Annotated in this window: 23 protein-coding genes and 1 riboswitch; of the genes, 12 read left to right on the plus strand and 11 right to left on the minus strand. The window is 70.3% G+C overall.

What is annotated here, in order from left to right; translation table 11 throughout:
* The first annotated feature begins 2 nt into the window (after window positions 1-2).
* Window positions 3-941 carry an ABC transporter permease gene (locus ITJ50_RS07710; protein ID WP_017887071.1) on the plus strand — a complete coding sequence of 313 codons (939 nt, stop codon included), beginning with the start codon at window positions 3-5 and terminating at the stop codon, window positions 939-941.
* Complete coding sequence (locus tag ITJ50_RS07715) at window positions 934-3,078, plus strand: ABC transporter ATP-binding protein (RefSeq protein ID WP_017887072.1); 2,145 nt, start codon at window positions 934-936, stop codon at window positions 3,076-3,078. The genes ITJ50_RS07710 and ITJ50_RS07715 overlap by 8 nt, the downstream gene beginning before the upstream one ends.
* A gap of 241 nt (window positions 3,079-3,319) precedes the next feature.
* Here ITJ50_RS07715 and ITJ50_RS07720 read toward each other — a convergent pair whose 3' ends face one another.
* From ITJ50_RS07720 to gcvT, 8 genes are all read right to left on the minus strand, one after another.
* Complete coding sequence (locus ITJ50_RS07720; RefSeq protein ID WP_071251919.1) at window positions 3,320-3,826, minus strand: PH domain-containing protein; 507 nt, start codon at window positions 3,824-3,826, stop codon at window positions 3,320-3,322.
* Between the two features lie 62 nt (window positions 3,827-3,888).
* Window positions 3,889-5,631, minus strand: coding sequence for a dipeptide ABC transporter ATP-binding protein (locus ITJ50_RS07725; protein WP_017887074.1), 1,743 nt, complete (start codon window positions 5,629-5,631; stop codon window positions 3,889-3,891).
* The gene (locus ITJ50_RS07730; protein ID WP_017887075.1) at window positions 5,628-6,578 is read right to left on the minus strand and encodes an ABC transporter permease; all 951 of its coding nucleotides are present in this window, start codon (window positions 6,576-6,578) and stop codon (window positions 5,628-5,630) included. Before ITJ50_RS07730 ends, ITJ50_RS07725 begins: the two co-directional genes overlap by 4 nt.
* Window positions 6,568-7,497 (minus strand): ABC transporter permease, encoded by a 930-nt coding sequence (locus ITJ50_RS07735; protein ID WP_017887076.1) that lies wholly within the window; start codon window positions 7,495-7,497, stop codon window positions 6,568-6,570. Before ITJ50_RS07735 ends, ITJ50_RS07730 begins: the two co-directional genes overlap by 11 nt.
* Before the next feature lie 224 nt (window positions 7,498-7,721).
* Window positions 7,722-9,347 (minus strand): peptide ABC transporter substrate-binding protein, encoded by a 1,626-nt coding sequence (locus ITJ50_RS07740; RefSeq protein WP_056072930.1) that lies wholly within the window; start codon window positions 9,345-9,347, stop codon window positions 7,722-7,724.
* Window positions 9,348-10,003: 656 nt separating this feature from the next.
* Window positions 10,004-12,925 (minus strand): aminomethyl-transferring glycine dehydrogenase, encoded by a 2,922-nt coding sequence (gene gcvP / locus ITJ50_RS07745; RefSeq protein ID WP_194590247.1) that lies wholly within the window; start codon window positions 12,923-12,925, stop codon window positions 10,004-10,006.
* Complete coding sequence (gcvH, locus tag ITJ50_RS07750; RefSeq protein WP_017887079.1) at window positions 12,922-13,299, minus strand: glycine cleavage system protein GcvH; 378 nt, start codon at window positions 13,297-13,299, stop codon at window positions 12,922-12,924. Before gcvH ends, gcvP begins: the two co-directional genes overlap by 4 nt.
* Window positions 13,300-13,303: 4 nt before the next feature.
* Window positions 13,304-14,449, minus strand: coding sequence for a glycine cleavage system aminomethyltransferase GcvT (gcvT, locus tag ITJ50_RS07755; protein ID WP_031259689.1), 1,146 nt, complete (start codon window positions 14,447-14,449; stop codon window positions 13,304-13,306).
* Between the two features lie 151 nt (window positions 14,450-14,600).
* Window positions 14,601-14,720, minus strand: a riboswitch (glycine riboswitch).
* 96 nt (window positions 14,721-14,816) lie between these two features.
* On the opposite strand from gcvT, the gene ITJ50_RS07760 reads away from it, so the two are divergent.
* From ITJ50_RS07760 to ITJ50_RS07775, 4 genes are read left to right on the plus strand one after another with little or no spacing between them, the layout of a single operon-like run.
* Window positions 14,817-15,191, plus strand: coding sequence for a BlaI/MecI/CopY family transcriptional regulator (locus ITJ50_RS07760; protein ID WP_031259691.1), 375 nt, complete (start codon window positions 14,817-14,819; stop codon window positions 15,189-15,191).
* Window positions 15,192-15,204: 13 nt separating this feature from the next.
* On the plus strand, window positions 15,205-15,942 hold the full coding sequence (locus ITJ50_RS17805; protein WP_017887082.1) for a M48 family metalloprotease: 738 nt from the start codon (window positions 15,205-15,207) through the stop codon (window positions 15,940-15,942).
* Between the two features lie 37 nt (window positions 15,943-15,979).
* Entirely contained in the window at window positions 15,980-16,462 is a 483-nt protein-coding gene (locus tag ITJ50_RS07770) for an FBP domain-containing protein (RefSeq protein ID WP_017887083.1), read from the plus strand.
* The gene (locus ITJ50_RS07775) at window positions 16,459-16,713 is read left to right on the plus strand and encodes a hypothetical protein (protein ID WP_017887084.1); all 255 of its coding nucleotides are present in this window, start codon (window positions 16,459-16,461) and stop codon (window positions 16,711-16,713) included. Before ITJ50_RS07770 ends, ITJ50_RS07775 begins: the two co-directional genes overlap by 4 nt.
* 46 nt (window positions 16,714-16,759) lie before the next feature.
* Here ITJ50_RS07775 and ITJ50_RS07780 read toward each other — a convergent pair whose 3' ends face one another.
* Window positions 16,760-17,644, minus strand: a complete 885-nt coding sequence (locus ITJ50_RS07780) for a LysR substrate-binding domain-containing protein (RefSeq protein WP_194590248.1) — start codon at window positions 17,642-17,644, stop codon at window positions 16,760-16,762.
* A gap of 68 nt (window positions 17,645-17,712) precedes the next feature.
* Between ITJ50_RS07780 and ITJ50_RS07785 the strand changes: the two genes are divergently transcribed.
* Window positions 17,713-18,201 (plus strand): GNAT family N-acetyltransferase, encoded by a 489-nt coding sequence (locus ITJ50_RS07785; RefSeq protein WP_159557561.1) that lies wholly within the window; start codon window positions 17,713-17,715, stop codon window positions 18,199-18,201.
* Between the two features lie 46 nt (window positions 18,202-18,247).
* Window positions 18,248-18,433, plus strand: coding sequence for a hypothetical protein (locus tag ITJ50_RS07790; protein WP_042539381.1), 186 nt, complete (start codon window positions 18,248-18,250; stop codon window positions 18,431-18,433).
* Window positions 18,434-18,537: 104 nt separating this feature from the next.
* Here ITJ50_RS07790 and ITJ50_RS07795 read toward each other — a convergent pair whose 3' ends face one another.
* Window positions 18,538-19,725, minus strand: a complete 1,188-nt coding sequence (locus tag ITJ50_RS07795) for a MalY/PatB family protein (RefSeq protein WP_042539430.1) — start codon at window positions 19,723-19,725, stop codon at window positions 18,538-18,540.
* A gap of 112 nt (window positions 19,726-19,837) precedes the next feature.
* On the opposite strand from ITJ50_RS07795, the gene ITJ50_RS07800 reads away from it, so the two are divergent.
* The 4 genes from ITJ50_RS07800 to ITJ50_RS07815 all read left to right on the plus strand — a co-directional run bounded on the left by ITJ50_RS07800 (window position 19,838) and on the right by ITJ50_RS07815 (window position 22,535).
* Window positions 19,838-20,614 carry an isocitrate lyase/PEP mutase family protein gene (locus ITJ50_RS07800; RefSeq protein WP_071251914.1) on the plus strand — a complete coding sequence of 259 codons (777 nt, stop codon included), beginning with the start codon at window positions 19,838-19,840 and terminating at the stop codon, window positions 20,612-20,614.
* A 176-nt stretch (window positions 20,615-20,790) separates the two neighbouring features.
* A complete protein-coding gene (locus ITJ50_RS07805) occupies window positions 20,791-21,402 on the plus strand; it encodes an HD domain-containing protein (RefSeq protein WP_194590249.1) in 612 nt (203 codons plus the stop codon).
* Window positions 21,403-21,674: 272 nt separating this feature from the next.
* A complete protein-coding gene (locus ITJ50_RS07810) occupies window positions 21,675-21,962 on the plus strand; it encodes a hypothetical protein (protein ID WP_017887091.1) in 288 nt (95 codons plus the stop codon).
* Window positions 21,963-22,061: 99 nt separating this feature from the next.
* Window positions 22,062-22,535 carry a nucleotidyltransferase domain-containing protein gene (locus ITJ50_RS07815; protein ID WP_194590250.1) on the plus strand — a complete coding sequence of 158 codons (474 nt, stop codon included), beginning with the start codon at window positions 22,062-22,064 and terminating at the stop codon, window positions 22,533-22,535.
* On the opposite strand, the gene ITJ50_RS07820 is transcribed toward ITJ50_RS07815, so the two are convergent.
* Window positions 22,507-22,878, minus strand: coding sequence for a hypothetical protein (locus ITJ50_RS07820; protein ID WP_017887093.1), 372 nt, complete (start codon window positions 22,876-22,878; stop codon window positions 22,507-22,509). The two genes, ITJ50_RS07815 and ITJ50_RS07820, sit on opposite strands and share 29 nt — an antisense overlap.
* Window positions 22,879-22,882: the final 4 nt, after the last annotated feature.

Below are 22,882 nucleotides of genomic sequence, written 5' to 3' on the forward strand. Positions count from 1 at the left end.
CCGTGTCTGTTCTCGACCCCACGACCACGACCACCGCCGGTGACCCCGGCGACGGCAACGCCGGGACGCCGGCGCACGTCATCGAGGTGAAGGGCGGCCGCACCCCGCTCTGGCGCAAGGTGTTCGGCACCTGGCGCGCGCGCATCGGCGGCGGTGCGCTGCTGCTCATCATCCTCTGGGCGTTCGTCGGCCCGCACCTGTACCACTGGAACGCCTCCGACTCCGACGGGCTCGCGTTCGGCATGCCGCCAAGCGCCGCGCACTGGTTCGGCACGAACGACATCGGCCAGGACATCTACGCGCAGACCCTGGTCGGCCTGCAGAAGTCGCTGCTCATCGGACTCATCGCCGGACCGGCCGCGACCCTCATCGCCGGCATCGTCGGCGCCGTCGCCGGGTACTTCGGTGGGTTCGTCGACCGTGCGCTCGTCTGGGGCATCGACCTGCTCCTGGTGATCCCGTCGTTCTACGCGCTCGTGCTCCTCAGCCCGCTGTTCAAGAACCTCAGCTGGCTCGCACTCATCGTGGGGCTGGCGATCTTCGGCTGGATGATCATGGCCCGGGTGATCCGGGGGCAGACGATGTCCCTGCGCGAGCGCGACTACGTCAAGGCCGCCCGGTTCATGGGTGTGCCCTCGTTCACCATCATCCGACGGCACATCCTGCCCAACGTGGCATCGCTGCTCATCATCGACGCGACGCTGGGTGTCGGGGCGATGATCCTCTCCGAGAGCGCCCTCAGCTACTTCGGCTTCGGCATCCAGATCCCCGACGTCTCGCTCGGCACCCTGCTCGCCGCCGGCAGCCAGTCGGCCGTCACCCGCCCGTGGCTCTTCGTCCTGCCCGCAGCGACCCTCGTCGCGACCGTGCTCTCGACCAGCCTGCTCGGCGACGCCCTGCGCGACGCCATCGACCCCACCTCCGGAGCCAACCGTGACTGAGCCGCTGCTCACCGTGTCCGACCTGTCGGTCACGTTCAACCCGAAGACCAAGCCCGTCTACGCGGTCCGGGGTGTCGACTACTCGGTGGCCCCCGGCGAGTTCCTCGGCATCGTCGGTGAATCGGGGTCCGGCAAGTCGGTGTCCTCGATGGCCGTGATGGGCCTGCTGCCGTCGTCCGCCCAGGTGCAGGGCAGCATCCGCTTCGACGGGCAGGAGCTCGTCGGCAAGAACGACCGTGAGATGTCGGCGCTGCGCGGTCGTGACATCGCGATGGTGTTCCAGGACCCGCTGTCCGCCCTGACGCCGGTGTACACGATCGGGCAGCAGATCGTCGAGGGCCTGCGCCTGCACGACCGGTCGCTGACCGCGCACGCCGCGCGCACCCGCGCCGAGGAACTGCTGCGCATCGTCGGCATCCCGAACCCGGCGCGACGGCTCGACGCGTTCCCGCACGAGTTCTCCGGCGGCATGCGGCAGCGCGCGATGATCGCGATCGCCATCGCGAACGACCCGAAGCTGATCATCGCCGACGAGCCGACCACCGCCCTCGACGTGACGATCCAGGCGCAGATCCTCGACGTGCTGCAGACCGCGAAGGACATGACCGGTGCGGCCGTCGTGCTCATCACGCACGACCTGGGCGTCGTCGCCGGCAACGCCGACCGCGTCGCCGTGATGTACGCCGGCCGGATCGTCGAGACGGCACCGGTCCTGCCGCTGTTCCGCGAGCCGGTGATGCCGTACACGATCGGGCTGCTCCGCTCGATGCCGAACATGACCTCCGCCCGCACCGAGCGGCTCGTCCCGCTCGACGGCCGCCCGCCCCTGCTGACGCAGAAGCCGACGGGCTGCCCGTTCGCCGACCGCTGCCCGGCCGTCCTCGACGCCTGCCGCGACGGCGAACCCGCCCTCGTCGCGACGACGGTGCCGCAGAGCGCCGACAACCCGGTCATGACCGGCGCCGTGCAGACGATCGGCAACGGCACCCTGCTCGACGAGCACACCGCCGCGTGCATCCGCCGCGACGAGATCGCCGCGGGCACCCTCGAGCGCTCGGAGATCTTCCCCCGCCCCGAGGACGTCCCCGAGGCCAGCGTCGACCACGGCGACGACGTCGTGCTCGAACTGGACGACGTGGTCAAGACGTTCCCGCTCACCAAGGGCGCACTGTTCCGCCGGCAGATCGGCGAGGTGCACGCGGTGGACGGCATCTCCCTGACGCTCAAGCGCGGGCAGGTGCTCGGCCTGGTCGGCGAGTCCGGCTGCGGCAAGACGACGACGATCATGGAGATCCTCGAACTCGCCGGCGCCCAGCACGGCACCATCCGGGTGAACGGCGTCGACACCGCCTCGCTCTCCAAGAAGGACCGTCTGGCCCTGCGCCGCGACATCCAGGTGGTCTTCCAGGACCCGATGGCGTCGATCGACCCGCGCCTCGACATCGGTTCGGTGATCGGCGAACCCCTCACGGTGCACGGCGTCGCGAAGGACGAGATCCGTCGGCGCGTGCGCGAGGTGCTCGAGCTGGTCGGCCTCGAGCCGACCTACATCGACCGGTACCCGCACGAGTTCTCGGGCGGCCAGCGGCAGCGCATCGGCATCGCCCGTGCGCTGATCGTCGAGCCGAAGATCCTGGTGCTCGACGAGCCGGTGTCCGCACTCGACGTCTCGGTGCAGGCCGGTGTGATCAACCTGCTCGAGGACCTCAAGCACCGTCTCGGCCTGTCCTACCTGTTCGTGGCGCACGACCTGTCCGTCGTCCGGCACATCGCCGACGACGTCGCCGTCATGTACCTCGGCCGCATCGTCGAGTACGGCGACGGGGACGCGGTCTTCTCGGACCCGCAGCACCCGTACACGCGGGCCCTGCTGTCGGCTGTCCCGGTGCCGGACCCGATGGCCGAGGCCGCCCGCGGGCGCATCCTGCTCGAGGGCGACCTGCCCTCCCCCACGGAGCGCATCGACGGCTGCCGGTTCCGCACGCGCTGCCCGCTCTACCAGCTCCTCGACGAGGGCCGGCAGGAGCAGTGCCGCACCATCGACCCGGGCCTCGAGCCCGTGCACGGCCGTGGCGTCGCCTGCATCCAGACCGACCAGGAGCACCTGCTCACCGAGCGGGTCGGCGCGGTCGTCTGACGACGACGGTCACGTTCACCGCTCCGCATGGTGAGCAGGAATGGTCGGGTCCCACCCGCGGACCCGACCATTTCTGCTCACCAAGCGCGGCAGCGGTCGTGACCAGCAGACGGACGGGAGGAGGGCCCATCCCGCCGGTACCGGCGCACCGCGCCAGCGGGGCGACGGCCGTGACGGGAGGGACGGCGCACGTCGTGCGCCGGGCCTCCCGTCCGTCGTGTGGTCGCGATCGCGAGCCGCGTCAGGCTCCCAGCCACAGGCTGAGCAGCGAGGCGGCGAGCAGCGCCAGCGCAGCGGCGCCGACCGCCAGTGCCGGCGCGTCCCAGCCGCGCACGGCATCACCGGTGCCGGTCGCCGCGCGGCGCTCAGACCATCGGTCGAGCAGGACCGTCATCTCGTCGGGCTGGCGCAGCACGGCACGCTCGCCGCGTCGGGCGGGTTTCGGCCGCGGCAGCGACGGGCCGCCCCAGCACTGGACCTTGCGTCCGGCGACAGTCTCGATCACGATCTGCCAGCGGAGCCGGACGTCGGCGACCGCGTGCCACGGCACCACGGTGCGGCGGAGCGGGTTGAGCACCGTGACCGCACGGTCGTCGATGACGATGCACGGGCGGAAGGTCAGGACCCAGAGCGCCCAGACGAGCACGGCGATCGGGCCGGCGGCGCGGAGCACGACGTCCCAGCTCCCCCGGAACGCGGCGTCGCCCAGCAGGAAGACGCCCAGGACGGCGACGAGGCCGGCCGCCACCGCGCCCCCGCGACCAGCGCGGAGGACGAGGGGGCGTCCGGCCTCGTTCGTGTCCAGGGGGATCAGCGTCCGAACTCGAACCCGGCGCCGGGGATAGCGGCCAGGAGGTCCTTCGTGTACTGCTCCTTCGGGGCGGCGAAGACCTCGTCGGTCGTCGCCTTCTCGACGATCTGCCCACGACGCATGACGCACACGTTGTCCGCGACGAGGCGGACGACCGCGAGGTCGTGCGTGATGAACAGGTACGTCAGGCCGAGCTCGGTCTGCAGCTCGGTGAGCAGGTCGAGGATCTGGCCCTGCACGAGCACGTCGAGCGCGGAGACGGCCTCGTCGAGGACGATGACCTCCGGCTTGAGCGCCAGCGCGCGAGCGACGGCGATGCGCTGTCGCTGACCACCGGACAGCTCGTTCGGGTAGCGGTTCACCATCGACTTCGGGAGCGCGACCTGGTCGAGGAGCTCGAGCACCCGGGCACGGCGCGAGGCCTTGTCGCCCACCTTGTGCGTGGCGAGCGGCTCGGCGATCGTGTTCCCGACGTTGTACATCGGGTCCAGGGAGCCGTACGGGTCCTGGAACACCGGCTGCACACGGCGGCGGAAGTCGAAGAGGTCCTTGCCCTTCAGCGCGCCGATGTCGATGCCGTCGAACTGCACGGTGCCGCTCGTGATGCTCTCGAGCTGCAGGACGAGCTTCGCGACGGTCGACTTGCCCGAACCGGACTCGCCGACGAGCGCCGTGGTGGTGCCCTTCTGGATCGAGAACGACACGTCGTCGACGGCCTTGAGCTCCCGCGTGGCGAGGCTCTTGCCGCGCAGCTTGTAGACCTTCTCGAGGTTCTTCACCACGATGAGGTCCTCGGCTGGACGGTGCTCGCGCTCCTGGGCGCGGGCGATGAGCTCGGCGTCGTCACTGCCGGTGTCGGCGATGTCGATCCGCTGGTGCTGCACCTTCGACTGGATGCGACGGCTGGCCAGCGAGGGGGCCGCCGCGACGAGGCGCTGCGTGTACGGGTGCTGCGGGTTGGCCAGGATCTCCTTGGAGGGGCCGGCCTCGACGACCTGTCCCTTGTACATCACGACGAGCTTCTCGGCCCGCTCGGCAGCGAGGCCGAGGTCGTGCGTGATGAACAGCACCGAGGTGCCGAAGTCGCGGGTCAGGGTCTCGAGGTGGTCGAGGATGACGCGCTGGACCGTGACGTCGAGCGCACTCGTCGGCTCGTCGGCGATGAGCAGCTGCGGGCGGCTCGACAGACCGATGCCGATGAGCACACGCTGCCGCATGCCGCCGGAGAACTCGTGCGGGTACTGCTTCAGGCGGGTCGACGCGTCGCCGAGGCCGGCTTCCTGCAGGACCTCGACCGCGCGGGCGCGGACGGCGGCCTTGCCGGTCGCCATGCCGTTCGCACGGATGGCCTCTTCGACCTGGAAGCCGATCGACCACAGCGGGTTGAGGTTCGACATCGGGTCCTGGGGGACGTAGCCGATCTCCTTCCCGCGGATCTCCGACATCTCCTTGTCGCTCAGCCCGACGAGCTCGCGCCCGTTGAACTTGATCGAGCCGCCGGTGACCTCACCGGTGCCGGGGAGCAGCTTGATGATCGCCTGGGCGCTCGTCGACTTGCCGGAACCGGACTCGCCGACGATGGCCAGGCGCTCGCCCTGTTCGAGGGTGAGGTTCACGCCGCGGACGGCCTGCACGAGGCCGCTCTGGGTCTTGAAGCCGACCTGCAGGTCGGTGATCTCGAGCAGCGGGGCGCCGGAGCCGCCGGTACGGCGGCTGTTCGGCTGGGTCAGTGTCTCGCTCATCGGCGGGCCCTCGCCTTCGGGTCGAGCGCATCGCGCACCACGTCACCGAGGAGCAGGAACGCGAGCACGGTGATGGACAGGGCTGCCGACGGCCAGAAGATCGTCGACGGTGCCGTTCGGATCGAGACCTGCGCGGTCCCGATGTCGAGGCCCCAGCTGAGCGCTGAGTCCGGGAGCCCGATACCGAGGAACGACAGGGTCGCCTCGGCCACGATGAACGTGCCGAGCGACACGGTCGACACGACGATGACCGGCGCCACCGAGTTCGGGATCACGTGCCGGACCAGCGTCTTGAAGCGACTGACGCCGAGCGCGGCCGAGGCCATGACGTAGTCGGACTGCTTCGCGCTGAGCACGGCACCACGCATGATGCGAGCGATCTGCGGCCAAGCGAACGCCGCGAGGACCAACGCCACGGTGATCGCGTTCCGCGCCGGGATGACCGACATGATCACGATCGCGCCGAGCACGGTGGGGATGGAGAAGAAGATGTCCGCGATGCGGGACACGATCGTGTCGAGCCATCCGCCGTAGAAGCCGGCGAGAGCGCCGATGATGACACCGACGATCGTGACCAGCACGGTGGCGACGATGCCGACGATCAGCGAGTTCCGTGCACCCCAGATCACGCGTGAGTACACGTCGTACCCCTGGCGGTTGTACCCGAAGATGTGGCCGGCTTCCGGGCCCTCGTTGCTCTTCGCCAGGATCGCCTTCCTCGGGTCGATGTGCGTGAAGAGACCCGGGAACAGCGCCACGACGACGATGAGCAGGATGAGCACGGCGGACACCCAGAACATCGGGCGGACACGCATGGAGTCCCAGGCATCGGTCCAGGTGGACCGGGTCTTCTCGTTCTCGTCGACCTGGTCGACCGCTTGGAGCGGGGTCTCCTCGATCGGAGCGACGTAGTGCGTCGCCGAGCGGGATGCGGCGTTACTTGGCATAGCGGATCCTCGGGTCCAGGACGGCGTAGAGCAGGTCGACCAGGAGGTTGGCGAGCATGAAGATGATGACCATCACGGCGACGAACGACACGACGGTCGGACCCTCGCCGAGCTTGACGGCCTGGAACACCGTGCCACCCACACCGTGGATGTTGAAGATGCCCTCGGTCACCACGGCGCCGACCATCAGGTTGCCGATGTCGACACCCAGGTACGTCACCACGGGGATGAGCGAGTTGCGGAAGATGTGCACCCCGATCACCCGACGACGCGGGAGACCCTTGGCCGTCGCGGTGCGGACGAAGTCCGCGCTCATGTTCTCGGCCACGCTCGCGCGCGTCAGACGCACGATGTACGCGAACGACACCGAGGCGAGCACGATCGCTGGCAGCACGAGTTCGTCCCACGGCGCTTCGCCCGACACCGTCACCCGGAACAGGCCGAGGTTGATGCCGAAGACGTACTGCAGCAGGAACCCGACGACGAAGGTCGGGACCGAGATGAGCAGCAGCGACACGACGAGTGCGGTGGCGTCGAACAGCTTGCCCTTGCGCAGACCAGCGATGACACCGACGACGATGCCGGCGACCGACTCGAACAGCAGCGCCAGGATCGCCAGGCGAGCGGTGATCGGGAACGCCGAGGCGAGCTGCGAGCTGACCGGCAGGCCCGAGTACGTCACGCCGAGGTCGCCGCGGAACACGCCGCCGATCCAGAGCAGGTACTGGACGATGAACGGCTTGTCGAGGTTGTACTGCTGTCGCAGCTGCTCGATCACCTGCGGCGTCGGCTGACGGTCGCCGAACAGCGCGGCGATCGGGTCGCCGGGCAGCGAGAAGACCATGAAGTAGATGAGGAACGTGGCCCCGAAGAACACGGGGATGAGTTGCAGGAGGCGCTTGCCGAGGTACCAGAGCATCAGATCACTGCCCGGTCCGGAGCGATGTCGATCAGGTTCATTGTGGTGAGGGGTGGACGGTCCGAGGGTCGGCACGGAAGTCCGGTGCGGGAGGGCGCCCGCAGTGTGGGGGAAGGTCTTGCCGCCGCGGTACGGGGGTTCGGGGACCGTGTGGTCCCCGAACCCCCGTCCGGTGGTCGCGAGGCAGGATACCTGCTCGCGGGGTGGTCTCTACGAGACCAGGGTCAGTTCTTGACCTCGACGTCGTAGTAGAGCGGCACCGAGTTCCAGCCGAACTTGACGTTCGACACCGTGTCGGCGTTCCAGACGCCGGTCACGTTGGAGTACCAGAGCGGGATCTCGGGCAGGTCCTTGAACAGGAGTTCCTGGGCCTGGTCGAAGATCTTGTTGCCCTCTTCGACGGTGGCTGCCGAACGGCCCTTGGCGAGCAGCTCGTTGTACTCAGCCGAGTCGTAGCGCGCGTAGTTGCTCGACGAGCCCTTGCCCATGGTCGGGCCGAGGAAGTTGTACAGCGACGGGTAGTCGGCCTGCCAACCGGTACGGCTGCCGCCCGTGAGCTTGTCGTTCGTCTGCAGGTCCAGGGCTTCCTGGAACGTCGGGATCGCGTTGCCCTCGGCCTTGATGCCGAGCGTGCTCGAGATCGAGTTCGTGACCGCGGTCACCCACGCCTGGTGGCCACCATCGGCGTTGTACGTGATGGTGAGGGTGTCGTTGTACTTCGAGATCTTGTCGGCCTCGGCCCAGAGCTTCTTGGCCTCGGACTTGTTGTAGTCCAGGACCTCGGAGCCCTCGAGGTCGTCGTTCCAGCCGGCGATCACCGGCGAGGTGAAGTCCTTGGCCGGGGTGCGGGTGCCGTCGAAGATCTTGTCGGTGATCTCCTTGCGGTTGATCGCCATCGAGACGGCCTCGCGACGCAGCTTGCCTTCCTCGCCCTTCCAGTGGTCGAGGTAGTAGGGCAGGTAGATGCCCTGGAAGATCGCGGCCGGCTGGTTGACGTTCGAGTCCGGGAAGTCCGACTTGTACGTCTGGAAGTTCGCGTCCGGCACGGCGTCGAGGACGTCGAGGTTGCCGCCCTGCGCGTCGGCGTAGGCGGTGTCCTGCGAGGTGTAGAACGTGATCGTCAGACCACCGTTCTTCGGCTTGCGCTTGCCCTCGTAGTCCTTGTTGGCGACGAGCTTGATGGACTGGTTGTGCGTCCAGGCCTTCTTGCCGTCGAACTTGTACGGACCGTTGCCGATCGGGTTCTCACCGAAGGCCTTGGTGTCGTCGTAGAACGAGGACGGCAGCGGCACGAAGGCCGAGTAGCCGAGCGAGAGCGGGAAGTCCGACTGGGCCGACTTCAGCTTCACGGTGAACTCGTCGTCGCTCACGACCTTGAGGCCGGTGAGCTCGGAGTCCTTCTCGGCGTTGTACCCCTCGATGTTCTCGAAGAAGTACGAGGCGCTCTGCTTGTTCGAGAACTGGGCTGCCCAGTTCCACGCCTTCGTGAACGACTCGGCAGTGACCTTCTCGCCGTTGGTGAAGGTGTAACCCGTGTTCAGCTTGATGTCGAAGGTCTTCGAGTCATCGGTGTCGATGCTCTTCGCGACCTCGTTGACGGGCTTGCCGTCGGCGTCGTACGAGACGAGGCCCTCGAAGAGCGAGTCGATGACCTTGCCGCCACCGGTCTCGGTGGTGTTCGACGGGATGAGGGGCTTCTGCGGCTCGGTGCCGTTCGTGGTGACGATCCCGGACGCGTTCGCCGAGCCCGAGCCACCCCCGTTGGAGCTGTTGCTGGAGCAGGCGGTCAGGGCGAGTGCTGTGGCCCCGAGCACGGCGAGGGCGGTGAGCCCGGCGCGCTTCTTGATCAAGGTTCCTCCTGGTGCATGGGACGCGTTCGGGCACAGCTGTGTCACCCGGGCGCGTTTGACCTTTGCAGCGTAGGCAAGGTGAACAGTGGCGTCCAAACCCTGGAGCGAACGGTTACACGCCGGTAACCAACTTGCACGATCCTTGCGAGACGATGCAAGATTCGCGCGCACTCAGGTGAAGGGTGCGTTTTTGTTGCATCCGCATGAAATCTGTTGCACTCCGGCACAGTTCTGTGCAAGTCGGGGGACGGCCGAGCATCGCTCAGGGGTACGGCTCCGGGGCACTGGTCCGCGGTCACGACATGCCGCGAGTGCACCGCCGAGTGGTCACGAATCGTCGCTCGGCGGGGGCCCGGACGACGGTTCGTGACCACTCGAAGGAACTGAGCGGGGTGTCGTGGCCACCCGACGCCAGCGGGCCGGGGCGAGTGACGCCCGGACCGCGCCCGGTCCGGGCAGGGCCGGACAAGGCCGGGCCAGACCGGGCAAGGCCGGCCCCCAGATCGAGACCGGGACCGGGACACAGACCGGCACCTTCCGTCCGGACGTGACCGCGCCCCGCCCGGAAGAACCGGACGGGGCACGAGGCAGGGCACGAGGCACGGGGCACGAATCACTCGGCGACGATCACCACAGGGTGTCGGCGCCCGACCGGATCAGGCGAACGCCTCGATCGGCGGGCAGGCGCACACCAGGTTGCGGTCGCCGTACGCCTGGTCGATGCGGCGCACCGGCGGCCAGTACTTCCGGCCGCGGATGCCCGGCAGCGGGTAGACGGCCTGCTCGCGGGTGTAGGCGTGCGCCCACTCCCCCGAGATCACCGACGAGGCGGTGTGCGGCGCGTGCACGAGCGGGTTGTCGTCCGCCGGCCACTCTCCGCGCTCGACCGCTGCGGCCTCGGCCCGGATCGCGAGCATGGCGTCGACGAAGCGGTCGAGCTCGGCGAGGTCCTCGCTCTCGGTCGGTTCGACCATGAGCGTGCCCGCGACCGGGAACGACATCGTCGGCGCGTGGAACCCGTAGTCGACCAGGCGCTTCGCGACGTCGTCGACCGTGATCCCCGTGGTGTCCCGCAGCGGTCGGAGGTCGAGGATGCACTCGTGCGCGACGAGCCCGTCGTCGCCCGTGTACAGCACCGGGAACGCCTCGCGCAGGCGGGACGCGATGTAGTTCGCCCCGAGCACGGCGGCCTCGGTCGCACGGGTGAGGCCCTCGAGCCCCATCATCCGGACGTAGGTCCACGTGATGGGCAGGATGCTCGGGCTGCCGTACGGCGCCGCGCTGACCGGCCCACCGGCGTGCGCCAGGCGGTCGTCGGCGTCGGCCGTCGTCGCACCGGAGCGCCGGTCGGCCTGCTGCGCGAACGGGTGCCCGGGCAGGAACGGCGCCAGGTGTGCCTTCGCGGCGACGGGACCCACGCCGGGGCCGCCACCACCGTGCGGGATGCAGAAGGTCTTGTGCAGGTTGAGGTGCGACACGTCGCCGCCGAAGTCGCCGAAGCGGGCGTGCCCGAGCAGCGCGTTGAGGTTCGCGCCGTCGACGTAGACCTGGCCGCCGGCGTCGTGCACGGCGTCGCAGATCTCGCGGATGTCGTGCTCGTAGACGCCGTGGGTGGACGGGTACGTGATCATCAGCGCTGCGAGGGTGTCGGCGTTGGCGGCGACGCGGGCCCGGAGGTCCTCGAGGTCGACGTTGCCGTTCTCGTCGCAGGCCACCACGACGACCTTCATCCCGGCGAGCACCGCGGATGCGGCGTTCGTGCCGTGCGCGCTCGACGGGATCAGGCAGACCGTCCGGTCCTCGTCGCCACGAGCCTGGTGGTACCCGCGGATGGCCAGCAGCCCGGCGAGTTCGCCCTGGCTGCCGGCATTCGGCTGCAGGGACACGGTGTCGTACCCGGTGACCTCGGCGAGCCACGACTCGAGGTCGCCGATCATGTCGAGGTACCCCTCGACGTCCGCACGCGGTGCGAACGGGTGGATGTTCGCGAACTCCGGCCAGGTCACGGCGGCCATCTCGGTCGCCGCGTTGAGCTTCATCGTGCAGCTGCCGAGCGGGATCATGCCGCGGTCGAGCGCGTAGTCCTTGTCGGACAGGTGCTTGAGGTACCGCATCATGCGGGTCTCGCTGCGGTGTGCGCTGAACACGGGGTGCGTCAGGTAGTCGCTCTCGCGCTGCAGGGCGGACGGGAGGCCCGTGGCCGCGTCGCGCACGGCTGCTTCGGTCGCGGGCACCGTCACGTCCACCGCGCCGAGCACGCCCGCCAGCGCCACGACGTCGTCGGGCGTGGTCGTCTCGTCGACGGAGAGCTGGAAGGTGTCGGCGTCCACCGTGTGCAGCAGGTAGCCGGCGTCCTGCGCTGCCGCGACGATCGTCTCGGCGCGACCGACGGCCCGCAGGGTGAGCGTGTCGAAGTACGCGTCGTGCACGACCTCCACCCCGGCGTCGCGTGCCACGGCGGCGAGCGCACCGGTGGTCCGTGCGACCCGACCGGCGATGAACCGCAGGCCTTCGGGCCCGTGGTAGACCGCGTACATCGACGCCATCACGGCGAGCAGGACCTGCGCGGTGCAGATGTTGCTCGTCGCCTTCTCGCGGCGGATGTGCTGCTCGCGGGTCTGCAGGCTGAGGCGGTAGGCCATCTGGCCGTCGGCGTCGAAGGACACCCCGACCAGGCGACCGGGCAGCTGGCGCTCCAGGCCGGCGCGCACGGCGAGGTAGCCGGCGTGCGGGCCGCCGAAGCCGAGCGGGACACCGAAACGCTGGCTGGTGCCGACGGCGACGTCGGCCCCCAGGTCGCCGGGGCTGGCGAGCAGGGTCATCGCGAGCAGGTCGGCGGCGACGACGGCGATGCCACCACCGGCGTGGACGCGCTCGATGACGGACGACGGGTCGACGATGCGGCCCGAGGCGCCCGGGTACTGCAGGATGACGCCGAACGCCCCGTCGAGCTGCTCGTCGCTCGGGCCGTCGACGGCGTCGAACGCGCGCAGCGTGATGCCCACGGCGTCGGCACGGTGGTCGAGCAACGCACGGGTCTGCGGCAGCAGGTCGGCGTCGACGAGGAACGCGTCGCCCTTGACCTTCGAGGCGCGGCGAGCGAGGAGCATGCCCTCGACCACGGCGGTGCCCTCGTCGAGCATCGAGGCGCCGGCGGTGGCCATGCCGGTCAGGTCGGACACCATGGTCTGGAAGTTGATGAGCGCTTCGAGGCGGCCCTGCGAGATCTCGGGCTGGTAGGGCGTGTACGCCGTGTACCAGCTCGGGTTCTCGAGCACGTTCCGCTGGATCACCGCGGGGGTGTGGGTGCCGTGGTAGCCGAGACCGATCATGGCGCGTCGGACGGTGTTGCGACCGGCCTTCGCGCGGAGTTCGGCGAGCGCCTCGGTCTCGCCGACGGCGGCCGGGATCACCGAGTCGGCGACGGGCCCGACGTGGATGGACTCCGGGATCGCGGCACGGACCAGGGCGTCGAGCGACGGCTGCCCGACGACGTCGAGCATCTCCTGCTGGTCGGCCGGGGTGGTGCCGATGTGGCGGTCGGCGAAGGACGTCTGGAGGTTCTCGAACGCGGTCATGCGATGGAGGCCCGGTAGGCGTCGTGGTCCATCAGGTCCTCGGGGAACGAGGTGCCGTCGACCTTGATCTTCACGAGCCAGCCGGCACCGAAGGGGTCCTGGTTGACGGTGTCTGGGGTGTCGACGACGGCGTCGTTGACCTCGACGACCTCGCCCTCGATCGGGGCGAAGAGCTCGCCGACGCTCTTGGTCGACTCGATCTCGCCGATCTGGTCGCCGGCGGTGGTGGCGGTGCCGACGGCGGGGAGTTCGACGTAGACGACGTCACCGAGCTGCTCGGCGGCGTGGTCGGTGATGCCGACGGTGACGGTGTCGCCCTCGACGAGCAGCCACTCGTGGTCGGCCGTGTACTGGAGTGCGGTCTGGTCGGTCATGGGGTCAGCCTTTCGAGGCGCGGCGGTAGAAGGGGAACGCGGAGACCGTGCTGGGGACGGCAGTCCCGCGGACGTCGATGTGGAGGACCTGTGCCCCGTCCGACGCGGCGGCGAGCGCAGCCGGGTCGACGAAGGCCATCGCGACGGGGTGACCGAGCGTCGGCGAGAGCGCGCCCGAGGTCACGGTGCCGACGACCGCACCGTCGAGCACGACGTCGTAGCCGGCCCGGGGAGCACGACGGCCCTCGGTCACCAGCCCGACGAGCACGCGGGCGTCCGCGGACGGGGTGACGCCGGCAGCACCGACGAACTCGCCGTCCTTCGCGACGACGCGGCCCAGGCCTGCCTGGGCCGGACGGACGTCGGTGCCGAGCTCGTGCCCGTACAGGGGCATGCCCGCCTCGAGCCGCAGGGTGTCGCGTGCGGCGAGCCCGGCGGGGACGACCCCGCGGTCGGCACCGGCCTCGAGCAGCGTGTCCCAGAGCACCGGGGCGGTGTCCGGGTCGGTGTAGACCTCGAAGCCGTCCTCGCCGGTGTAGCCGGTGCGCGCGACGAGCACGTCGGCGCCGTCGAACAGCGCGTGCAGCACCCGGTAGTAGCCGAGCTCGTCGAGCGGGGTCTCGGGCTGCAGGCGGTCGGCGACGACGAGGGCGTCGAGCGTGCCGGCCGCCGCGGGGCCCTGGATGGCGACGAGGGCCGTGGTGTCGGAGTCGTCGGAGACCTCGACGTCGAAGCCGTCGGCCCGGGCGGTCAGCGCGGCGACGGCGACGTCACGGTTGGAGGCGTTCGCGACGACGAGGAAGACGTCGTCGTCGGTCCGGTACACGACCAGGTCGTCGAGGATCCCGCCGTTCTCGGCGAGCAGCAGCGAGTACTTGGCGCGACCGACCGGCATCTTCCCGAAGGACCCGGCGAGCGCGTGGTCGAGGAAGGCGACGGCGTCGGTGCCGGTCACCCCGATCTCGGCCATGTGGGACAGGTCGAAGACCCCGGCGGCCTGGCGCACGGCGTGGTGCTCGGCGAGGTCCGACGAGTAGCGCACGGGCATGCGGTACCCGGCGAAGTCGGTGAAGGTCGCACCGGCGGCCTCGTGCACGGCTTCGAGCGGCGACGAACGCTGCCCCGGAGTGGGCTGTGGGGACGGACTCATGGCGGAGTTCTCCTGGCATCGGCAGGGCCCGGCGACGATCGCCGGGTGGAACTCCCCCTCTGTCATGGGCCTGAGAGTTTCACCGCGGCCCGTGAGGTCCGGCGGCTTTCACCGTGGGCGAGACGACCGAGCGTCTGCTTTTCAGAGTGGCCTGTCCGCTGCGGTGTGGGACCTGAGAGATTGACGGGGGGATTGCTCCTTCGGTGCCGTGCGCGCGCCCGAGGGCACGATGTACCCAGAGGTACTGCACGGCGTCTCCCGCGACGGATGAACGGCCGGTGTGTTCAGTTGTCCGCGTCGAGCATACCGAGGCCGCGTTTCGGGCGTGTGTCGCGAGCGAACCTTCGACATCTCGTAGAATGCGGGGATGGCCGGACAACGATCGCGCCCCCGCGGGCAGCTGGAGCAGGCGGTGCTCGACGCGCTCCGCTCCGCCGACGCCGGGCTCACCGCACGCCAGGTCCTCGACGCGTTCCCCGAGCCCCGCCCCGCGCTGACGACCGTGCTCACCGTGCTCGACCGACTCGGCCGCAAGGGCCAGGTGGAACGGGAGCAGCACGACGACGCTCCCCTGACCTTCCGCGCCGTGCACAGTCGCGACGAGCAGACCGCCTCACTGATGTCGAGTGCGCTGGCCGCCTCGACCGACCGCGAGGCCGCACTGCTGCAGTTCACCGGGTCGCTCGCCTCGGACGACCTCGAGGCCCTGCGCCGCGCCCTCGACGCCCGCGCCCGCTCCTGACCGGCCGCACACCGTGGTCGTCGCCGGCATCGCGCTCATCGTCCTCGCACTCGCGGTGGTGGTGTTCGCGCCCCGGGTCCTGACCCGTTCCGCCTGGACGATCGACCTGCCCCGCACCGCGCTGGTCTGCTGGTCGATCGCGGTCCTGCTCGGCGTCGTCGGCTTCGTGGCCGGCATCGCCCTGGTCGTGCTCGCCGACCGTCCGGTCACCGAGCTCTTCGGCGGGGACGGCTCCCCCACGCACGGCTTCAACGTGGGCGTCGCGGTGCTCGCGGTCGTCGCGTTCGTCGTCGCGGTCCGGGTCCGCCCCGGCCCCGAACACGAGGCCGTCCGGCAGGCGATGCGTTCCGGGGTCGCCCCGCACCGCGAGATCGACGGCACCCCCGTCGCCGTCGTCGAGGCGGACCACGCACTGGCGTGCGCCGTGCCGGGCCGGAGCGGTGGGGTCCTGGTCAGCACCGGCTTGGCAGACCGGTTGCGCACCGACGAACTGGAGGCCGTGGTCGCCCACGAACGCGCCCACCTGACCCAGCACCACGCGGCTGCGGTCGCAGTCGCCGAATCGATCGAGCGTGCGGTCCCGTGGGTGCCCGGTGCGCGCGCCATGGCGCGGTCGACGCGTGTGCTCGTGGAGTTCGCCGCGGACGACGCGGCGGCCCGTCGCGTCGGACGCGACGCCCTGCGCCGGGCGGTGCTGGTGGCGGACGGGAGCAGCGCGCTCGGCGCGATCCGCGCCTCCAGACTGTCGTAGCACCCCTGTCGGAGGCGGGGAATAGGGTGTCAGCACCGTGAAGCCACTGACCGAAGCCGACATCCGATCGTCGTTCGTGAACGCCACAGCCGACGAACTCGCGCAGCTGCCCATCCCCGGCCTGCACGAGACCCTCTGGGACGAGCGCGAGTTCCTGGGGTGGCGCGACCCGCAGGCCGCCCGCCGCGGGTACATCGTGTCCTGGATCGACGAGCGCCCCGTGGGCATCGTCGTCCGGTCCGCCGGTGGATCGCTGCGCCCCGGCATCGCCGCGATGTGCTCGTTCTGCCACTCCCCGCAGCCCGCGACCCAGGTCCGGCTGTTCTCCGCCGCACGTGCCGGTGAGTCCGGCCGCAACGGCAACACCATCGGCACGTACATCTGCGAAGACCTCGGCTGCCCGATGCTCATCCGTACCGCACCGCCGCACCTGAACCCGCCGGCGACCATCGCGATGCGGGGTGCGTCCCTGCTCCAGCGCGTGCAGAACTTCACCGCGGACATCATGAAGACGGCGTGAGTCGGTTCGGCACCGCCCGCTGGGCCGTGGTCGAGGAACTCGGCGACGGACGGTGGCGACTCACCCTGCGGGACGAAGCCGACGATGAACTCGGCGCGTTCGGCCTGGGGGTCGAGGGCCCGTGGGACCCCGATGTCGAACCGCACGTCGGGTTCGTGCTCGTGCAGCTCGGCCTGACGCTGCGCGGGGCCCGGCCGTGGCGCATCGACGAGCTCGGTGACCACCGGGCGCCCGTCCTGTCGCTCGGCTGAACGAGGACGGCCGACCGGCTCACGTCCGTGCACCGAGGCCGCTCGGTCAGTCCGCGGCGACGAAGTTGCGCAGGATCTCGCGGTCGTCGTCGGCGCGCATTGCCCACGCGAGCTCGCTGCGGTGGTCGCTGCCCTCGAGCGGCAGGAGCGTCACCGTGTCGGGTGCGGCGAGCGCGGCGCTCTCCGGCACCACCGTCACGCCGAGGCCCACCCCGACCAGGTGCAGCACGGTCGCCCAGGTGGTGGCCTCCTGCACGACGACGGGTCGGCGCCCACCGGCGGTGACCGGTGCCAGGTTGCGCTCGGTCGCCAGTGCTCCGGCGACCGCCGGGAAGAACACGAACGGTTCGTCGACCAGCTCGGTACCGCGGATGCGCTCGCGGTCTGCCAGTCGGTGCCCGCGCGGGACGGCGGCGACGAAGGCCTCGGACCGGAACGGCAGCAGGCGCACGGCGGGGTCCGGGTCGGCATCGCGGACGACGGCGAGGTCGAGCTCGCCGCGGACGATCCGCGCCAGCAGCGTCGACGAGTACCCCTCGGTCAGTTCCACCCGGACCAGGGGGTAGCGCTCCCGGAACGACTGCACCCGTTCGATCGGCCCGAGGGGCAGCGCGGAGACCACGAACCCGACGTCGAGCCGACCGACCTCGCCCCGACCGACCCGGACCGTCTCGTCGAGGTCGCGCCGCACCTGCCCGAGCAACGACCGCGCACGGCCCTGTAGCACCCGGCCGGCGGCGGTCAGGGCGACGCTGCGGCTGGTCCGGACGAACAGGTCGACGCCGAGCGCGCGCTCGGTCCGCCGGATCTGCTGGGACAGTGCGGGCTGAGCCATCCGCAGCTGTCCGGCTGCTCGGCCGAAGTGCAACTCGTCGGCGACGGCCAGGAAGGCCCGCAGGTGACGGAGGTCGACGTCGGGTTCTCGATCCATGCACACAGCGTATCGATCAGCGCGAACGAGTATTGGACTCGACTGCATCGTCGATCGAGGATGGAGGCATGCCCGAAGCAACCTCCACCGTCACCATCGCCGACCTCGCCACCCCCGCCGACGCCGAGGCGTTCCGCACGCTCAACGAGGCCTGGATCACCCGGTACTTCACCCTCGAGGACGAGGACCGTGTGTTCCTCTCCGACCCCGTCGGCCGCGTCGTCGAGCAGGGCGGTGCCGTCCTGGTCGCCCGGCTCGACGACCAGGTCGTCGGGTGCATCGGGGTCGTGCCCACCACCCCCGGCGTGTTCGAACTCGTGAAGATGGCCGTCTCCCCCGACCACCAGGGGCACGGCACCGGGCGGAAGCTCATCACCGCGGCACTCGACCGGGCCCGCGAGCTCGGAGCACACCGCATCGACCTGGAGAGCAACGCGCAGCTCACCAGCGCCGTGCACCTGTACGAGGCGTTCGGCTTCCGGCACCTGCACGAGGATGAGATCGCCCCGAGCCCGTACGTGCGGGCCGACGTGCACATGACGCTCGACCTGCGCTGACGTTCGACCTGCGCCGACGGCGGCCCCGTCCCGGTACGCTCACGGCATGGCGATGTACGAGGTGCAGGCGGTCCGCGAGGCCGGCGCGTGGCAGGTGTTCATCGACGGCTTCATGGTGACCGAGGTCTCCCGGTGGCCGTCCGTCGGGTTCGTCGCCCGCGAACTCCTCGCGATGGACCGCGACGACGACCTGCGCATCCGCGTCGTCGGCCGCAACCAGTACGTGGCCTGACCCCGGCGGGCTCGAGTGAGCAGAAGACATCGAGTGCGTGGCGCCGACCCGACGTCTCGTGTTCACTCGGTGCTGTGTAGCCGGCAACGACGCCGTTCCACCGGTCACGCGACGTGCCAGACCAGCCCTTCCTGTGCGCTCGACGGGTACGCCGACGCGATCCGGAACACGGCCTCGCGCAGGGTCTCCGGAGAACAGGCCAGGTTGAGCCGGACGAACCCCCGCCCTTCGGACCCGAACCCCAGCCCGGAGTTCAGCGCGACGTACGCGTTCTCGCGCAGCGGCACCGCGGGGTCGTCGCCGAGGCCGATCCCGCGGAAGTCGAGCCACGCCAGGTACCCGGCGCGCGGCCTCGTGTAGACCACGCCGGGCAAGTGTTCGGCGAGGAGCTTGGCGAGCAGTCGGTCGTTCGCCACGATGCGCGCCACGACGTCGTCGAGCCAGTCCGTCGCCAGGGTGAACGCCGCCAGGTTCGCGTGCAGCCCGAGGATGCTTGTACGGCAGGCGACCTCCTCCCACAGGGTGTCGAGGAGCGCGGCGGTCCGGGGATCGCCGGCGACGATGACCGAGCACTTCACACCGGCGAGGTTCCACCCCTTGCTCGCCGAGGTCACGCACACGCTGCGGGCACCGAGCGGCTCGGCGACGGCGGCGAACGGGGTGAACTGCACGCCGGGGTGGGTCAGGGGCGCGTGGATCTCGTCGCTGATGACGAGGACGTCGTACTTCGCCGCGAGTTCAGCGATCGCGACGAGGTCGGCCCGGTCGTGCACGAGCCCGACGGGGTTGTGCGGATTGCAGAGCAGGAAGACGCCGACCCCGCTGGCGAACGCCCGCTCGAGGCCCTCGAGGTCGAGCCGGTACTGCCCCCACTGTTCGAGCAGTGGGACCTCCTCGACCTGACATCGAGCTTCTTCGACGAGCTCGAAGAACGGCGGGTAGACCGGCGGGGTGATCGCGACGCGGCCGCCGTCAGGCAGCGCGAGCCGGAGCGACTCGACGATCCCGACGCTGACGTCGGTGGCCAGGTGGATCCGCGACGGGTCGATCTGCCAGCCCCAGCGGTCCAGCGCGAACTGCGCGAAGGCCGGTGCGAGCGGCCCGGGGCCGTCGAGGTACCCGAGGTCGGACTGCGAGACCCGTTCGATCAGCGCCTGCCGGATCGCCGGGGCGACGTCGTGGTCCATCTCGGCGACGAACAGGGGCAGCACGTCGGGCGCGTACCGCGTCCACTTGATGCTCGTCCGGACCCCACGGAGCGTGCCGACCGGGTCCTGCTCGTCGCTCGCCATGCGTCCCAGCATGCCCCTGCCGGGAGGCCCGGCGCGACTCCCGACGTCATCCCACGTCGTCTTCGGGTGGGGTCACGGCCGGGGGCCGCCCCGTCGGCCTACGCTCTGCGACATGAGCACGAGCACCGCCGACAAGGCCGTCACCCTCAAGCAGCTGCACGAAGCCCCCGATATCCTGCGCGTCGTGAACGTGTGGGACGCGATCACCGCGAAGGTCGTCAGCGACCTGCCCGGCACGAAGGCCATCGCGACCGCCGGGCACTCGATCGCCGCGTCGTACGGGTACGAGGACGGCGGCATGCCGCTCGACCTCGCCCTGTCGGGCGCCGCGATCGTTGCCGCCGCGACGGACCTGCCGGTCACCGCCGACCTGGACGACGGGTACCAGGACCCCGCCGAGACGATCCGCCGCGCCATCGGCTCGGGCATCGTGGGTGCCAACGTCGAGGACCGGCTGCGTCCCTTCGACGAGGCGGTCGCCCGCGTCGCCGCGATCACCGCAGCGGCGCAGGCCGAGGGTGTCGACTTCCAGCTGAACGCCCGCACCGACGCGATCGCCCGCGGCGGCGAGCGCCCGATCGACGAGAGCATCGAGGACGCGATCGCCCGAGGCAAGGCGTTCCTGGACAACGGCGCCGCCCTGGTCTTCGTGCCCGGCGCGATCGATCGTTCCGTGGTCGAGCGGCTCGTCGCCGGTCTCGGTCGCGGCAAGCTCTCGGTCATCGGCCTGCCCGGCGCCCTGCCCGCCGCGGAGTACGAGGCGCTCGGCGTCGCCCGCATCTCCTACGGCCCGCTCACGCAGCGGGTCGCGCTGCGTGCGCTCCGCGACCTGGCGACCGACCTGTACGCCGACGGCGTCGTGCCGGAGGACACCCCGACCCTGAACTGACGGAGCAGACGGACGGGAGGCCCGTGGCGGTGTCGCCACGGGCCTCCCGTCCGTCCCGTGGTCGCGTCACGCCCCCCGCACCCATGCGCACGTCGTTGCGATCCGGGGCACGTGTGCCGATCCGGAGCATGCGAACCCGGCCTGGCGGGGCATGCTCCTGCCGCTACTGTCGTGCCATGCCGGTCGACGTCGAAGCCCTGCTCACCCCGCCCTCCCCCGTCGCTGCGCGCGCACTGGACGTCGTGCGGGCATGGTCCGAACCGGCTCTCGTCAACCACTGCCTGCGGTCGTGGGCATGGGCAGTCCTGCTCGCCCCCACGGTCGACCTCGAACCGGACCCCGAGCTGCTCTTCGTCGCGACGATGCTCCACGACCTCGGCGTGACCCCGTCGTTCGACGCCCACGGGGTGCCCTTCGAGGACGCCGGCGGCGCGGTCGGCTCGGTCTTCGCGCTCGGTGCCGGGTGGGACGCCGTGCGAGCCCGTCGGGTCGGGGAGATCATCGAGCGGCACATGTGGCGGTCCGTCGACCCGGAGCTCGACGCCGAGGGGCACCTGCTCGAGGTCGCGACCTCGCTCGACGTCTCCGGCGTGGGCTTCGACAGGTGGTCGTCGAACGACCTGCGGGACGTCACGGGCGCGCTGCCCCGTCTGGACTTCTCGGCGACGTTCGACGGGCTGATCCACGAGCAGGCCTCGCGCAAGCCATCCTCGGCCGCGGCCCGGCTGGACGGGTCGGGCAACGTCGCCGCCGGCGGGGAACGCTGGGCAGCCTTCCTGGCGTCCTGACGCTCGGTCCGGTCGCTCGCTGGACTTCTCGGCAGGGTGGGCGTATAGTCTCTGGTTGGTGCACTGCAGCGAACCCATCTGACTCGCGCACACCGCCCTCTCGACACCGACTCACCCGAGTCGCATTCCACTCGAGACACCGCTCGATCCGAACGGACGAGCTGCACGTTGAAACTCGACGTGCGCGCCCCGCACTCGATGCGTCGCGCTGGACTGAGACGTCCGCCGACACCGAGTCGCCCTGGCGCCGAATGACCAGGAAGTACAGCACCATGACCAGCAACGAACGAATCACCGTGTTCGGGACCGCACTCGCGGCCCCGACGATCACCCCCGACCGCATCGCCGAGTTCCCGGTGCGCGACGACCGCTCGCAGCGCGAGTACCTCGTCCGCATCGCAGCCGATGACCTGGGGACCTTCGTCACCCGGGGTACCCGGCTCGACGCCGTCGGCGAGGCCGGCTGGACCGTCCCGGGCCGCTCCTGGGCGGGCGAGGCCAGCCGCACCCTGCTGCAGGCACAGTCCGTGCAGGCAGGCGAGATGGCCCTCGCAGCCTAGGTCCGACCAGCACCACCACGAAGCGCCGCCGAGTCTGCTCGGCGGCGCTTCGTCGTTCCCGGTGCTCGTCTAGAGTCGAGAGCTGTATGGGAGGTCGCCATGCGGATCGAACGTGCTGCGGAGTTGATCCGCGCTGCCCGCGAAGACCTCGGCCTCTCGCGGACCGGTCTCGCTGCCGCCGCCTGCATGCAGCAGCCCACCATCTCGGCGTACGAGAGCGGACGGAAGCGGCCGCGCGAGGGGTCGCTCCGGCGGATCCTCGAAGCGGCGCACACCCGCCCGAGCATCCCGCTCGCCGTCTACGCCGACGCGATCCTCGACGAGGCGAAGCGCTTCCACCTCGACGACGTCCGCGTCTTCGGCTCCGCGGTGCGCGGGCAGGACACGGAACACAGTGACATCGACCTGCTGGTCCACCTGACCCCCACAGCATCGCTGTTCGATCTCGGTGGGTTCGCGCACGAGGTCGAGCGCATCACCGGTTTCGAGGTCGACGTCCTCACCGACGACCTACCCGGTCGGATGCCGGGGCCGTCCGTCGGCTTCACTCGTACCCGTCGAAGCGGTAGCTGATCTGCGGGTCGTACAGCGGCAAGCCCAGGTCGACCACCGCAGAGATGACGACGTTCCACTGCTCCGAGTCCATGCCGTAACAGGTCGTGGTCACCATCTGCGGGCTGTAGCTCACATCGATCGCACCGCGGTTCCCCGGCCCGGCGAGCATCGTCTGGTCGGCACCGTCCGCGCGGGTCTTCTCGACGGCCCAGTGCGGAAAGGCGGCGATGAGGGCGGCCTCGACAGCCTCGTGGTCGAGGGCCTCGAGTCCGGAGACGTGCTCACCGTCCACTAGGCGCTCGTACACCTGCGCGGAATCGAGTCGCTCGCTCGTGCGCCAGAAGGCGAACTGTTGGCTCATGTGC

The organism is Curtobacterium sp. VKM Ac-2889 (genome assembly GCF_015350855.1).
In the GTDB taxonomy this organism is placed as follows: domain Bacteria; phylum Actinomycetota; class Actinomycetes; order Actinomycetales; family Microbacteriaceae; genus Curtobacterium; species Curtobacterium poinsettiae.